Genomic DNA, 13479 nt, shown 5'->3' with positions numbered 1-13479 from the left:
CGCCCAGGCCGGCCTCGACGCCCCCGCCATCGTCCGCCTCGTCCAGGACACCCTGCCCGGGCGTCAGGCGCGCGAGGTCAACGTCGTTAGCGTCGGGCGCCGCCCGCGCTGAAGGCCGGGCTCCCGGCAGGGTCGGCTCAGGCCGAATCTCCCAGCACGGACTGGCGCTGACGGTCGAGTTCCTCGCTGTAGCGCTTGAGCGTGTGGCTCTCGGTCAGGAGGCCGATGACGCGCCGCTCGCGTTCGCCGTCGACGACCGCGAGCGCCTCGCTCTCGGCCCGGTCGAAGGCGGCGGAGGCCTGCTTGGCGTTCATCCCGGCGGTGAGGAAGTCCCCGGGGTAGCGCAGGACGTCGGCGAGCGTCGGTTCCGCCCCGCTCGTCGCCTCCCGGGTCGCCGCGTGGGCCTCCGGCACCATCACGATGCCGGCGTAGCGGTCCTGCCCGTCGACGACGATCACCCGCGAGGGCGAGCCGAGGGGGTGGGCCCGCAGGAAGGTCGCCATCGGGGTGTCGAGGGGCACGGGCCGCACGTCCTTGCGCATCAGCCGGCCCACCGTGAGGTTGCGGATCCAGCCGACGTCGTGGGCGGAGCGGATGCTCTCCCCGCGCAGGTGGAAGCGCCAGGTCGCGAAGGAATAGCCGAAGGTCTTGCGCACGGTGAGCGAGGAGGCGATCACCGCGACGAGGACGAGCCCCGTCACCGGGAAGCTCCCGGTCAGCTCCAGCGCCAGGAACGTCATGGTGAGCGGGCCGCCGATGACCGCGACCGCGAGGGCGCTCATGCCGATCACCGCGTAGGCGAGCGGCGTCAGCCCGAACACCGCGATGCCGGGCACGATCTGCGGCGCGAGCGCGGCGAAGAGCTTGCCGGCGATCGCCCCGAGGAAGAGCGAGGCGAAGAACAGCCCGCCGCGGAAGCCCGATCCGATCGAGATCGCGGAGGCGGCGGCCTTGGCGGCGAACAGCACCGCCAGCGCCCCGGCCCCGAGGGGCGCCCCGTGCTCGGCGAAGAGGAGGTGCAGGGCGCCGTGCCCGCCCGAGAGGACCTGGGGCGAGGCCGCGAGCGCCAGCGCGCCGACGCAGAGCCCGCCGAGGGCCGGGCCCGCCACCCGCGGCAGCCCGCTCGCCGCCACGCCATGCTCCACCAGGGTGACGCCGCGCATGATCAGGATGCCGAGGCCGGCGCAGACGAGGCCGAGGACGAGGCTCGGCAGGGTATCGGCGCTCGTCAGCGTCGAGGTGGTGATGGCCCGGATCCCCTCGATCTCGACCAGGGGCGGCGTCGGCAGCAGGGCGCGGGCCACCACGCTGCCGCAGAGCGCCGCCGCCACCACGGGGGTCAGGGTGGCGATCGTGTAGGTGCCGATGATCAGCTCGAAGGCGTAGAAGGCCCCGGTCAGCGGGGCCCCGAAGGCCGCCGCGATGGCGGCGGCCGAGCCGCAGCCCACGAGGGTGCGCAGGTCGCCCCGCCGCATCTCGAAGGCGATGCCGAGGCGCGAGGCGATCCCGGCCGAGATCTGGGTGTAGCCGGCCTCCAGCCCCACCGAGGCGCCGCTGCCGTTCGAGATCACGTTCTGGACCGAGACGTAGACGGAATCGCGCAGCGACATGCGCCCGCCATGCAGCGCGTTCGCCTCGATCGGGTCGATCACCGGGCGCTTGCGGCGCCCGCGCCAGCGCCCGACCCCGAAGAACAGCAGCCCGAGCAGCACGCCCCCGAAGGCCGGCCCGACCAGGAGCGCCAGCGGCGCCACGGTCTCGGACGCGCTGAGGCGCGCGCCCGGGGGCAGGCGGTAGATCGCCTCGCGCAGGCTCTGGGTCAGGACGCCCATGCCGGCGACCGCGGCCCCGGCGATGCAGCCCGTGAGCGCGGCGAGCGCCACGAGGCCGCCCTCGCTCGCGCGCACCAGCGACCGGAGCCGGCCCGGCGCCTGGATCCAGGTCCTCCCGCGCACGAGGAACCGTCCCGCACGCGAGGAGCGCGGCCGCGCGGGGGGCGGCGTCATCGGCGACGTCATCGCGACGTCATCGGCGCGGCACCCGGCACGCGCGGGCCCGTGCGGGCGGACGGGACGGCGGAAACGCACTCACCCGCCCTCTTTACGGCCCCGCGCGCCGGGCCGTCCACAGCGCCGAGGCCGGTCGCGAGACGACGCTTGAAAAGCCCGCGGCCCCGCGATAAACCCCGCCCCAGTGCCGCCGTAGCTCAGTTGGTTAGAGCACCAGATTGTGGATCTGGGGGTCCCCCGTTCGAGCCGGGGCGGTGGTACCATCGAATTTCTCCGAACGGCACGAAGGGGTTGGCGGATCGCCGGCCCCTTTTTTCGTGCGCGCGGCCCCCGGGGCGATGCGGGCGCCGCGGCGGGGGCGCCCCCATTCGGCTTGCCTTCCGCGCGGCGCGCGGGGCGGCTATAGGCCTTGCGCGGCACATGGCGATCAGGACATGCGGTTCTTCATCAACTTCGATCATGGCGGCGCGATCGGCGGCTCGGTGATCCCCGACAACGCGCAGGCCCCCGGCCGCGTGGCCGTCTCGGTCGACGGGATTCGCATCGCCGAGGTCACGGCCCAGATCGTCGATGCCGGCTACGTCAGCGCCGGCTGGCACTCCACCGGGCAATGCACCTTCTGGGTGACCGAGGACCATATCCCGACGCTGGCGGAGATCCCGCGCCTCGAACTCTACGACGTCGACACCAACCTGCTGATCTACCGGCGCGTGCCCAAGGACGCCCTGGTCGAGAAGCGGGTGCTCCTCATCAACACGGGCATCCACCCCGAGAGCGCGGTCCAGGGCCACCTGTTCGGGCATTTCCGGCAGAGCTACTTCGGCATTCAGAAGCTCAGCGAGGAGATGATGCACTCCGTCTGCGGGCAGAATCACGAGATGCTGAACTCGTGCCTGTTCTCCGGGGCGCTGACGGTGCCGCGCTTCGAGCACTTCTTTCAGGGTGAGAACGACCTCACGGTCGCGCTCGTCCACGATCCGCATGTCGAGATGGCGACGCGGCTGCTCTGGCTGCGGGACCGGGCCGCGATGGCGGCCGATCCGGCCTGGAGCTGGCGCCTCGGCCCGCTGGCGGAGGCCGCGACCTTCGTGAGCGCCTGCGACCTCGGCGACCTGAAGGGCCTGAAGCGCTTGTTCCGGATGATGCCGCTGCCGGCCTACAACCTGCTCTACAATCCGCTGACCCGGCAGTTCGGCACCCGGATGCCCGACGACCGCGTCCACCCGGGCAACTCGATCGTGGCGATCGAGATCCTGGCCCGCGTCGGCATCGTCGGGCACCGGGCGTTCTTCGGCGCCTTCATGGACACGCTGCAGGACCGGCTCGGCCTCGACCTGCCGGTCCCCGTCCCCGCCCCGGTCCCCGAGGAGGCCCGCGACCTGGCGCAGCGCCTGCGCCAGGTGAAGGCCGTCGAGGACATGCTGGTCTTCGACGTGGCGATGTCCGACGCCGTGCGCTCGGCGGTCTCGAAGGGCTGGTCGGCCTGAGGAGCGGCCTCCCGCGAGGACATGCCGGTCTTCGCCGTGGCGATGTCCGACGCCGTGCGCCCGGCGGTCTCGAAGGGCTGGTCGGCCTGAGGAGCGGTCCCCCGCACCGGGCTCCGCGGCGGATCGTCCCCGCGCCGGAATGCCCGTCCGGGAGCGTGCGGTTTCGGCTTGTCGCATTGCGGGATCGAAATGCTGTGCTGCGGAGTTCAAGTGATGCCGGTTAACATGTCCGGCGCCGAGGACCGTCGCATGTCGGTGTCGCTTGAGATTTCGGTGATTGAGGTCGAGGCGATGGCACGGGCGGCGCGGGACGCGATCGACGCGCGCCTGGCCCGGCTGCCCGAGGGCCAGCGGCCGGACTTCTGGCGCATCGCCTCCATCATCTATGCCCGCGGGATCGAGTTCGTGGAGCCGAAGGCCGAGCCCCCCGAGCCGATCGTCGAACTCGCCGCCTGAGCGGCCCGTCGGGCCGGCGCGGACGCAGCTCTCGCGAGGGGGCCGGCGGTCCCCGGAGGCTCGGCGGCGACCGGCCCCCCCGGGCGTGCCGCGGCGCGATCCCGGCCGTCGCGCCACGCCGCGGCGACACCCGGACGCGACAGGTCGGGGGCGCCGGAGCGGGCGCCGCATTTTGCCCACAACCGTGATGCGGAGGCCACAACCTCGGCCGTGTTGTCGCCACATCTGTCAAGGTACAACGGGGTCGTCGGCGTCGTTAACGGCGCGTGAAGGGGCTTCGGGTCACACACATGCAGGGTCGCACCGTCGGGTCGCCTCGGAACGTTTCCCCCGCCGCGCGCTTCGGTGCTGGACCGGCGGTCCGCAACGACGCCATCACGGTGAGTCCGAAGGTCGGGCGCCAGCACGGCAGCCGGCCCGCCCTCACCCGCTCGATCCTGTCGATGTCGCTGCTCGCCGGCGGCCTCAGCGCGGTGCTGCTCGGATCGGGCGTCGAGCTCGGCAAGATCGGCCTCGAGCAGGCGGTGCCCTCGGCCCAGGCCGCCACCGAGCTGGTGATGCCGCGTCCCCGGGTCCAGACCAGCGCCGTGCCGATCCTCGACCCGCCGCCCGCCGTGCTCACCGCCTCCGCCGCCTTCGCGCCGGTCCACGACCTCGACACCGAGCTCGGCTCGAACGCGGTCGACCGGGTCTCCTACGACTTCCTCCTGTCCGAGAGCGCGGTCGGCGACCCGAACGACATCCTCGAATTCGGGCCGATGCGGATCCGCCGCCACCTCGTCCAGACCATCGTGCGGGCCGCCCAGGCGGTGCAGACCGACCCGGTGCTGCTGATGGCGGTGGCCGACAAGGAATCGAGCTTCATCACCGCCGTGCAGGCCAAGACCTCCTCGGCCACCGGCCTGTACCAGTTCATCGAGCGCACCTGGCTCGGCGTGGTGCGCGATTTCGGCCCCCGCTACGGCCTCGCCCAGGAGGCGGCCCTCATCGTCAACGACGCCAACGACAGGCCCTCGATCACCGACCAGACCGAGCGCGCCCGCATCCTGGAGCTGCGCCGCGACCCCTACCTGTCGGCCCTGATGGCCGGCGAGATGCTGAAGCGCGACGCCGCCCGCATCGCCCTGCGGATCGGCCGCGAGCTGTCCCTCGGCGAGGTCTACCTCGCCCACTTCCTCGGCCCGGACGATGCCGAGTCCTTCCTGGCCAAGGTCGTCGACAAGCCGAAGGCCGCCGCCGCGCAGCTGCTGCCCGGCCCGGCCCGGGCCAACCGCTCCATCTTCTTCGCCGCCGGCCGCAGCCGCCGCAAGGCCGCTAGCCTCTCGGTAGCCCAGGTCCACGAGAAGTTCGAGGCGATGATGAGCGCCCGCGGCGCGCGCTACCGCGACGTGCGGGCGGTGTCCGGCGTCATGGCCTACGCGGCGGCCGACTGAGCGGCCGCCTGGCCGCGCTTGGCGTAATGACCGAGCGGCCGCCTGGCCGCGCTTGGCGTAATGACCGAGCGGCCGCCTGGCCGCGATTGGCTAACTGGGCGGCCGCATCCGGGCCGGGAGCCGAAACGGCACCGTTTCTGCCCGACATCGCAACTGACGGCCGGTTGCCGACTTTTCTCCACGGGCGATCGCGCATCCGCGAATGGCCGGGTGATCAGTTCGGGGGCAGCTCTTGATGACCGCAAAGCATGACGGGTCCGGAACCGGCGGCCGCGGCAGGCGGGCGTCCGAGACGCTGTCGCCCGGCATCCCCCTCGACCAGATCGGCCAGACCCTGGCCTCCTTCTACGACACCCTGGTGGCCGAGGGCATTCCCGAGCACCTCGCCGTCCTCGTGCGTCAGGTCCGGCAATCGGAGAGCGACCACGCGGCCGGCGCCGCGGCGTCGGAGCCGGAGGCCGCGGCCGAGCGCGGCGAGCGCCTCGCCCTCGTGGTCGAGGACGATCCCGAGGTGCGGGCGCTGGCCGAGGCGCTCCTCGAGGAGACCGAGCTCGGCGTCATCGGCTGCGACAGCGCCGAGGCGGCCCTGAACGTCCTGCAGGCCCGCGGCGGCGAGGTCGCCCTCGTCTTCGCCGACGTGCGGCTCGCCGGGGAGATGGACGGGCTGCAGCTGGCCCGCGCCGTCGCGACCCTGTGGCCGCGGGCGCGCCTCGTCATCACCTCCGGGGGGACGGTGGCCCGGCCCGACGTGCCGGCCGAGGCCGTGTTCATCCCCAAGCCCTGGCGCGCCCTCGAGCTGCTCGTCGAGGCCGAGCGCGCCGCCTGCGAACCGAAGCCGCCGCTGGGGTGAGGCCGGGCCCGGACGGCGCCGACGGGACGTCCCGTCCGCGAACCGCCAAGCCCTTTCCTGCGACAGCCCTGCCTGCGACAGCCCTGCCTGGGACAGCCCTGTCCGGGAATCGCAAGATCCCGCCCGCGGATCGTCCGGGGCCGGCCGCGCGGGTCCGTTCGCTGACCCGGTCCGGCACGCCCGGGACCGGATCGTCGCCCCGGCGGGCGGGCCTGCCTCTTGCATCGCGGCTGGGATGCGGCGCTCGGCCGCGGCGGAGCCTTGCGCGTTGCCGATCCTCTCCGTCCGCCACGTCACGACCTACCGCTACCGGCAGCCCGTCGCCTTCGGCGAGCACCGCATCATGTTCCGGCCGCGCGACAGCTACGACCAGCGCCTGATCGACACCAGCCTCGAGATCGAGCCGGCGCCGAAATCCCTGCGCTGGCTCTTCGACGTCTTTGGCAATTGCGTCGCGGTGGCGACCTTCGGGGGCCGGGCCACCACCCTGCGCTTCACCTGCGGCATCACCCTCGACCACACGCCCGAGCACATCCCGGTCTTCCCCCTGGCGCCCCACGCCACGCATTACCCCTTCGGCTACGGCGCCGAGGACATGCCGGACCTCCTGCGCACCATTGAGCGCCAGTATCCGGACCCCCGCCACGAGGTCGATGCCTGGGCCCGCAGCTTCATCCCGGCCGCGGGGCGCATCCCGACCCAGGACCTCCTGGCGGCCATGACCCGCAGCGTGCGCCAGAACTTCACCTATCTGGCCCGCGGCGAGAAGGGCGTGCAGGACCCGGTCACCACCCTGCGGGTCAAGCGCGGCAGCTGCCGCGACTTCGCGGTGCTGATGATCGAGGGGGTGCGGGCGCTCGGCATGGCGGCCCGCTTCGTCTCCGGCTACCTCTACAACCCCCGCGGCGACCGCGAGCGACACGTGGGCGGCGGCTCGACCCATGCCTGGCTGCAGGTCTACCTGCCGGGGGCGGGCTGGATCGAGTTCGACCCCACCAACGGGATCGTGGGCAACCGCGACCTGATCCGTGTCGCCGTGGCGCGGGACCCGCGCCAGGCCGTGCCGCTGCACGGCTCCTTCTTCGGCTTCCCGGCCGACGACCTCGGCATGAGCGTCGAGGTCGAGGTGGTCGAGCTCGATCCGGCGGAGCCCCGGGCCCGGATGCCCGAGTTGCTGCCGACCCGTTGACGCGCCAGTCTGGGACGGGCGCCGGACCGGCCGCCGGGCTCGGGCCCCGAACCGGGCCCCGAAACCCCCTTCGTCAAACCCTGCCCCGAGGCCCCGGGCGATCCCCCGGCGGCCGGTCCTCCCGCCAGAAGAGGCGTTGCCCGCGATGAAGATCAGGACCGGATTCGATATCGCCTTCGAGGCGCCGCAGCCGACGCCGATGATCCTGGCGCTGAGCCTCCATCCCTCGCGCCTGCCGGACCTGCTCACGCCCCAGACGATCCGGTTCGACCCGCCGGTCGCGTGCGCCGAGTTCCGCGACGGCTTCGACAACATCTGCACCCGCATCGTCGCCCCGCCCGGGCTCCTGACGATCTCGGCCGATTTCGTGGTGCAGGACAGCGGCCTGCCCGACCCGGTGGTGCTGGATGCCCGCCAGATCCCCGTCCAGGCGCTGCCCGACGACGTGCTCGTCTTCCTCCTCGGCTCGCGCTACTGCGACACCGACAAGCTCTCCGAGACCGCCTGGTCCCTCTTCGGCACTACGCCCGAGGGCTGGGCCCGGGTCCAGGCCGTCGTGGACTACGTCCACGAGCGCATCCGCTTCGACTACCAGCGGGCCGATGCCACCCGCACCGCCTGGGACGGCTTCATGCAGCGCCACGGCGTCTGCCGTGACTTCGCGCATCTGGCGGTCACGTTCTGCCGTTGCATGAACATCCCGGCTCGCTACTGCACCGGGTATCTCGGCGATATCGGCATTCCGCCGGTGCCGGACCCGATGGATTTCTCGGCCTGGTTCGAGGTCTATCTCGACGGCCCGGACGGCCCGCGCTGGTACACGTTCGACGCCCGCCACAACAAACCCCGGATCGGCCGCATCGTGATGGCCCGCGGACGCGACGCGACCGACGTCGCGATCACCACGAATTTCGGGTTCACGAACCTCGCCCGGTTCGACGTGCACACCGACGAGGTCGCGTGAGCCGGATCCGCGGAATCGCTCATGATTTGTTCCATGCGCGGAGCCTGTCCGAGCGCGCTGCCCGGGCCGGGCGAGCGGTACGATTTCGCACTGCACCGCGGCGTTCGGCGCCGCATCCCGGCTCGTGATCCAAAATCGTCACGCGCCGTGGAACCGCCGGCCTATGCTTACGCTTGTATAGCAAAGGTTACTGCACAGGTAGGCTCCACCATGAAGACCCTTGCTAGCGCATTCGCGGGCATCCTCGGTGTCTGTGTTCTTGCTGCGTCCCCGGCGACGGCGGCCTCGTCCTACGATCCCTTCGGTGCCAGCAGCGCCGACGACTATTACGCCGGTGCCGACCCGTCCTACGGCTACCAGGGCGCGCCGAGCCAGGGTTACTATCCGCAGGGCTACGGGCAAGGTGTCCAGGCCGCGCCGCAAGCTCAGGTCCAGCCGATCCCGCGGGAGCTCGTGCGCTTCGAGGGGAACTACAGGCCCGGCACCGTGGTGGTTTCCACCGCCGAGCGCCGGCTCTACTTCGTGCTCCCGAACAACGAGGCTATCCGCTATGGCGTCGGCGTCGGCCGTCCCGGATTTACTTGGTCCGGCGTCAAGACCGTGACCGCCAAGCGCGAGTGGCCGTCCTGGACGCCCCCCGCCGCCATGATCGCCCGCCGCCCCGACCTGCCGCGCTACATGGCCGGCGGCATCGAGAACCCCCTCGGCGCCCGCGCCATGTATATCGGCAACACCGAGTACCGCATCCACGGCTCCAACGAGCCGGACACGATCGGTCAGGCGGTCTCCTCGGGCTGCATCCGGATGACCAACGACGACGTCACGGACCTCTACGAGCGCGTGAAGGTCGGCGCCAAGGTCGTTGTCCTGAACTGAGTTTCTGGGATCGAAGACTGACGGTCTTCGGTGTCTGCCTGACACGAAGAAGCCGCGCCATCGTGTTGATGGCGCGGCTTTTTCGTCGGTCGGGTGCCGGGACGGCCGCGGTTCAGGGCACGACCCGGCCGACCGCGGTCTGCGGCGTGCTGAACGAGGCGATCGGCATGTTGCAGAAGCAGCGCGCGCCGAGCGGCCGCGGCCCGGGCAGCGGGCAGGAATAGGGCTGCGGTCCGCTCAAACCCTGCTGAACCGCGTCGCAGTTGAGCCCGCTCGCGCGGCGGGGCGCCGGACGCCGCTCTTCGTAGGCACCCCGGCGCGGCGGCGGCCGGTCGTACCCCTCGTCGTAGTACTGCGCGCTCGCAATCTGCGATCCGAACGCGCCGGCGAGGATCGCGGCGGCAAAGCCGATTCGGTAGGCGGGTCGCATGGCGGTTCGTCCTCTCGGGTGCCTGTGTCCCGCTCCGGCGCGGGCCAAGCCCTGCCATTTCTCGCAATGCGGGCAAAAACGAGACGGCCCGCCCCGCGCTTGCGCGGGGCGGGCCGTCCGATCCGTCGCGTCCGGCCGGCGAGACGCCGGCGGTCCCTATCAGGAGTTGACGTTGCGGGCGGTCTGCTCGGCATCGTGCGCGGTCTGGCGCGCCGCGTCGGTGCCCTGGTCCATGGCCTTGCGGGCCTGGTCGGCGCTCTCCTGCATCACGGTCTTCGCCTTCTCGGCGCCCTGCTGGATCGCCGTCTGGGCGAGGCCGCCGAACTCCTTGGCCTGGGCCTGGATCGCCGCGAACTGGGTGCGGACGAACTCGGCCTGATGCTGCATCGCCTCCTGCACGTCGCGGGAGCGCACGAGCTTCTGGGCAAGATCGAAGGCGGCGTTCACGTTCTGCTCGGCGTACTCGAACCCGCGGGAGGAGATGTCCTGAGCGTTGGTACGGGCGACCTCGGCCGAACCCTGAACCGTATCGGCGGTGCGGCGCGCCGCACCGATGAAGCTGTCGAACGCCTTGCGGGCCTGATCGACGCTCTTCTCGGCGAAGTCCCGCATCTCGCCCGGCACTTCATAATTCGGGGTGTTGCTCATGATCGTCTCCTCTCGTTCTTCGGTGTTGATGCATCGTTGTGCGTTGCACAATAACACACCAGCCGCCCTATGCCACCCGGGGCGGGGGCATTAAGGTTGACATGACGTAAACGTGTGACGCGGCCTTGAAGTGTCCAGCGTCCCGAGGCAGTCCGCACTACATTATGGGCGCGGAGACGACGATTTTTCCAACCATACAGGTCCGAATGACCGACGGCGGGGCTGAGGCTGCAATTTTTCGGGAGGACGAGGCAGTTCATGCCGCATTGCGGTTGTGGGCGCGCGAGCCACGCCTGGAGTGTCTCGTGTCCGAGCCTCCTGCCGCCTACCTGATTCTCGACGCCGCCGGGAAGCGGTTGATCCATGCCGCGCCGGGCGCCCGGATCCTCGTTGACGCCCTCGCGCCCGACCCAACCCATCGTGCCCTGCCACCGTCGCTGACGGCACAGATCGAAGGGCTCGGCGAGATCGGATCGCTGCTCCGCCTCGCGCGCCTGCGCTTCGATCCCCGCCGGATCGGTGTCCCGACCACATGCCTGCTGGCGCGCCGCATGATCGGCGCGGACCGGGCGGTGCTGCTCGTGGTGCTGATGGAGAAGGCGCCGATTCTGCGCGCGCGTGTTCCTCAGGACGCTCCGCCCGCATCGGCACCCGAGGCGCTGCCCCGTGCTGGGACGAAGGACGACGCGTCCCCCTCCCCTCCGTTCGCGCAGCCGCCGGCGGCCGGGGCCACGGTCGGAGATCGGTTCATCTGGCGCACCGATGCCGCGGGTGTGTTCACGGACATCGTCGGTCAAAACGCCGAGGTTCTGCGGCCGGTCCTGTCCGGCCGAAGCTGGGATCAGCTCGTGGCGAGCGGACACCTCACGGGGGCCGAGCCGATCATCGCCGCGCTCGCCCGTGACGGCACCTTTCGGGCGATTTCCATCGTGCTCTCGACGGACGCGACGGCACGGCGGTTCGAACTCGACGTGTCGGGCGCGCCGCGCGCACGGGCGGGCCGGCCCTTCACCGGATATGCGGGCTTCGGCCTCGTCCGTTCAGTCTCCGTACCAAGCGAGACACGCGCATTGCCGGAGGGGCGCGCGCTCCTCATCTCTCCCGGCATGGCAACGCTCGACGAGCCGGCGCCCGCTGCGAGGGTGCCCGCCCCTCACCCTGTCGGCAACGATGCGCAGGCGCGGGTCGGGAGCCTCGCGCCGGCGGCGCTGACCCTCGCGGCCCTGTCCCTGGCGGCCCTCGTGCCCGCAGCCCGCTTCGGGTTGACCTGGACATCCGGAAGCCGAACTGCGTCGGCAACGCGTCGCCGCGCACCGGACGAGGCCCTGCCCGAGGAGGCGCCGGCCGGATCCGTCTCGCATCCCGCAACGCCCGGGAATGTGGTCGGGCGGCCTTCAGAGGGACAGACGGCGCTCAGCGTGAACGAGCATGCTGCCTTCCGGGAGATCGCGCGCGCACTCGGGGCGCGCTTCGAAGGGGACGAGCCTCTTCACGCCGATCAGGAGAGCGCGACCGTCCGAGGCGCAGGCGGATCGGTGACGCCCTTTCCTGGCACGCGGTCGGGTGACGCGCGGAGCCCCGAGCCGGACCAGACCGACGCCGTCGGCCTCCTCGCCGGCATACCCCTTGCGCTCCTGATCCATCGGGGTGACGCGGTTCTCTACGCCAATCGTCGGTTTCTCGACCTCGCGGGTTTCGACGACCTCGCTGCGCTGCAGGCGAGGGGCGGCATGGCCGATCTGTTCAGGGGAATGCCGCGCGCCCTGGACGAACAGCCTGCGCTGGAGACGCCGTCACGGTCGAACGGTCCTGTCGCGCTGATGACACGAGATGGAAGTCGCCGCGAGGCCGAGGTGACCCCATTCGCCGTGGCCTGGGACGATGCCCCGGCGCACGGGCTGATCCTGCGTGAGGGCCGCGGCAGCGGTCCGGACCGCTCTCCGTCCGAACGCACGGTCCGGAAGGCCGACCGAACCGACGCCGTGGCGGCTCGGACCGCGCTCGACGCGCTCGACGACGGCGTCGTGACCCTCGACGCGGCTGGGCATGTCTTGAGCCTCAACCGAGCCGCCGCCGCCTTCTTCGGCAGCGCGATTCCCGAGGTGGTCGGACGCAGCTTCGTCGGGTTGTTCGATCCGGTCAGCACCATCGCGGTGCGTTCCAGCCTTCAAACCGTCGCGGGGATGCCTCGGACGGTGACGGTGCCCGGTGCGGCCGGAGCTCTATCGCTCGTATTGCGCGTCCTGCCCGGCGACGGAGAGGGGCGCCGCGTCGCGATCCTCCGCGACACCGATGCCCCGGATCGCTGGAGCAGCACGAGCGACCAGGTCCATGCAACCGCCGACGCCGCGGCGGCGGCCCCGGGGACGTGGAAGACGGATTTCCTCGCCAAGGTCAGCCACGAGATCCGAACGCCGATGAACGCCATCCTGGGGTTCACCGACGTGATGCTGAAGGAGCAGTTCGGCGCGGTCGGCACTGATCGCTACCGAGATTATCTGCGCGATATCCGCACCTCGGGTGAGCACGTTCTCGGCCTCGTCAACGACCTCGTGGATCTTGCGCGGATCGAGGCAGGACGGTTCGATCTGGCCTTCGGCCCCGTCTCCCTGAACGATCTCGTCGCGAGCTGCGTGACGTTGCTCCAGCCGCAGGCTGCGCGCGACAGGATCGTGGTCCGGACAAGCTTCGCTGCCGACTCGACGAACCTGTTGGCGGACGAGCGATCGATGCGCCAGGCGGCCCTCAACATCATCGCAAACGCCATCAAGTACACCGAGGCCGGCGGTCAGGTGATCGTCTCCACGACGACCGCGGAGCGCGGCGAGATCGCGCTCCGGGTGCGCGACACGGGCATCGGCATGAGCACGGAGGAGATCGAGGCTGTCCTCCAGCCCTTCCGTCAGGTCTCCGCATCCGGGCCACGCAAGGGGGGCGGCACCGGCCTCGGACTGCCGCTGACGAAGGCCATCATCGAAGCGAATCACGGGCGATTCCGGATCACCAGCCGCAAGGATGAGGGCACGCTGGTCGAGATGCTGTTCCCGGCCCGGCAAGCGAAGATCGCCTAGCGTTCTGTCGGCCCCGGCGGTCGGGCCGGCCCTTCCTGCGCCGATACAACCGCCCCGAGCCACAGG

Annotated in this window: 11 protein-coding genes and 1 tRNA gene; 9 read left to right on the top strand and 3 right to left on the bottom strand. The window is 71.3% G+C overall.

All coding sequences use genetic code 11. The features are described 5' to 3' along the window. Nucleotides 1–137: 137 nt before the first annotated feature. Nucleotides 138–2006: a chloride channel protein gene (locus tag F6X51_RS07340; protein WP_150962592.1), complete on the bottom strand. Its 1869-nt coding sequence runs from the start codon at nt 2004–2006 to the stop codon at nt 138–140. Nucleotides 2007–2195: 189 nt separating this feature from the next. On the opposite strand from F6X51_RS07340, the gene F6X51_RS07335 reads away from it, so the two are divergent. From F6X51_RS07335 to F6X51_RS07300, 8 genes are all read left to right on the top strand, one after another. Continuing rightward, nucleotides 2196–2272 (top strand) — tRNA-His (locus tag F6X51_RS07335). Between the two features lie 171 nt (nt 2273–2443). After that, nucleotides 2444–3496: a hypothetical protein gene (locus F6X51_RS07330; protein WP_150962558.1), complete on the top strand. Its 1053-nt coding sequence runs from the start codon at nt 2444–2446 to the stop codon at nt 3494–3496. Nucleotides 3497–3745: 249 nt separating this feature from the next. After that, complete coding sequence (locus F6X51_RS07325; protein WP_150962557.1) at nt 3746–3952, top strand: hypothetical protein; 207 nt, start codon at nt 3746–3748, stop codon at nt 3950–3952. Between the two features lie 290 nt (nt 3953–4242). After that, on the top strand, nt 4243–5385 hold the full coding sequence (locus F6X51_RS07320) for a transglycosylase SLT domain-containing protein (RefSeq protein ID WP_150962556.1): 1143 nt from the start codon (nt 4243–4245) through the stop codon (nt 5383–5385). A 307-nt stretch (nt 5386–5692) separates the two neighbouring features. Continuing rightward, nucleotides 5693–6235: a response regulator gene (locus tag F6X51_RS07315; protein WP_150962591.1), complete on the top strand. Its 543-nt coding sequence runs from the start codon at nt 5693–5695 to the stop codon at nt 6233–6235. 268 nt (nt 6236–6503) lie between these two features. After that, complete coding sequence (locus F6X51_RS07310; RefSeq protein WP_150962555.1) at nt 6504–7424, top strand: transglutaminase family protein; 921 nt, start codon at nt 6504–6506, stop codon at nt 7422–7424. Nucleotides 7425–7569: 145 nt separating this feature from the next. After that, nucleotides 7570–8388: a transglutaminase-like domain-containing protein gene (locus F6X51_RS07305; protein WP_150962554.1), complete on the top strand. Its 819-nt coding sequence runs from the start codon at nt 7570–7572 to the stop codon at nt 8386–8388. A 210-nt stretch (nt 8389–8598) separates the two neighbouring features. Beyond that, nucleotides 8599–9264: a L,D-transpeptidase gene (locus tag F6X51_RS07300; protein WP_150962553.1), complete on the top strand. Its 666-nt coding sequence runs from the start codon at nt 8599–8601 to the stop codon at nt 9262–9264. 112 nt (nt 9265–9376) lie between these two features. On the opposite strand, the gene F6X51_RS07295 is transcribed toward F6X51_RS07300, so the two are convergent. Then, nucleotides 9377–9694 (bottom strand): hypothetical protein, encoded by a 318-nt coding sequence (locus F6X51_RS07295; protein ID WP_150962552.1) that lies wholly within the window; start codon nt 9692–9694, stop codon nt 9377–9379. A gap of 159 nt (nt 9695–9853) precedes the next feature. Next, complete coding sequence (locus F6X51_RS07290) at nt 9854–10342, bottom strand: phasin (RefSeq protein ID WP_150962551.1); 489 nt, start codon at nt 10340–10342, stop codon at nt 9854–9856. 206 nt (nt 10343–10548) lie between these two features. Between F6X51_RS07290 and F6X51_RS07285 the strand changes: the two genes are divergently transcribed. Then, on the top strand, nt 10549–13413 hold the full coding sequence (locus F6X51_RS07285; protein WP_191970032.1) for an ATP-binding protein: 2865 nt from the start codon (nt 10549–10551) through the stop codon (nt 13411–13413). Nucleotides 13414–13479 lie beyond the last annotated feature (66 nt).

Origin of the sequence: Methylobacterium planeticum, from assembly GCF_008806345.1 — a bacterium.
Classification (GTDB): domain Bacteria; phylum Pseudomonadota; class Alphaproteobacteria; order Rhizobiales; family Beijerinckiaceae; genus Methylobacterium; species Methylobacterium planeticum.
Note: the sequence above shows the minus strand (reverse complement) of the source record. Positions and strands in the feature narration are given on the sequence as shown.

Coding starts and splice junctions, on each gene's coding strand:
- F6X51_RS07325 (WP_150962557.1), top strand. CDS start 3,746: ATGTCGGTGTCGCTTGAGATTTCGGTGATTGAGGTCGAGGCGATGGCA.
- F6X51_RS07290 (WP_150962551.1), bottom strand. CDS start 10,342: ATGAGCAACACCCCGAATTATGAAGTGCCGGGCGAGATGCGGGACTTC.
- F6X51_RS07295 (WP_150962552.1), bottom strand. CDS start 9,694: ATGCGACCCGCCTACCGAATCGGCTTTGCCGCCGCGATCCTCGCCGGC.
- F6X51_RS07305 (WP_150962554.1), top strand. CDS start 7,570: ATGAAGATCAGGACCGGATTCGATATCGCCTTCGAGGCGCCGCAGCCG.
- F6X51_RS07300 (WP_150962553.1), top strand. CDS start 8,599: ATGAAGACCCTTGCTAGCGCATTCGCGGGCATCCTCGGTGTCTGTGTT.
- F6X51_RS07330 (WP_150962558.1), top strand. CDS start 2,444: ATGCGGTTCTTCATCAACTTCGATCATGGCGGCGCGATCGGCGGCTCG.
- F6X51_RS07340 (WP_150962592.1), bottom strand. CDS start 2,006: ATGACGCCGCCCCCCGCGCGGCCGCGCTCCTCGCGTGCGGGACGGTTC.
- F6X51_RS07285 (WP_191970032.1), top strand. CDS start 10,549: ATGACCGACGGCGGGGCTGAGGCTGCAATTTTTCGGGAGGACGAGGCA.
- F6X51_RS07320 (WP_150962556.1), top strand. CDS start 4,243: ATGCAGGGTCGCACCGTCGGGTCGCCTCGGAACGTTTCCCCCGCCGCG.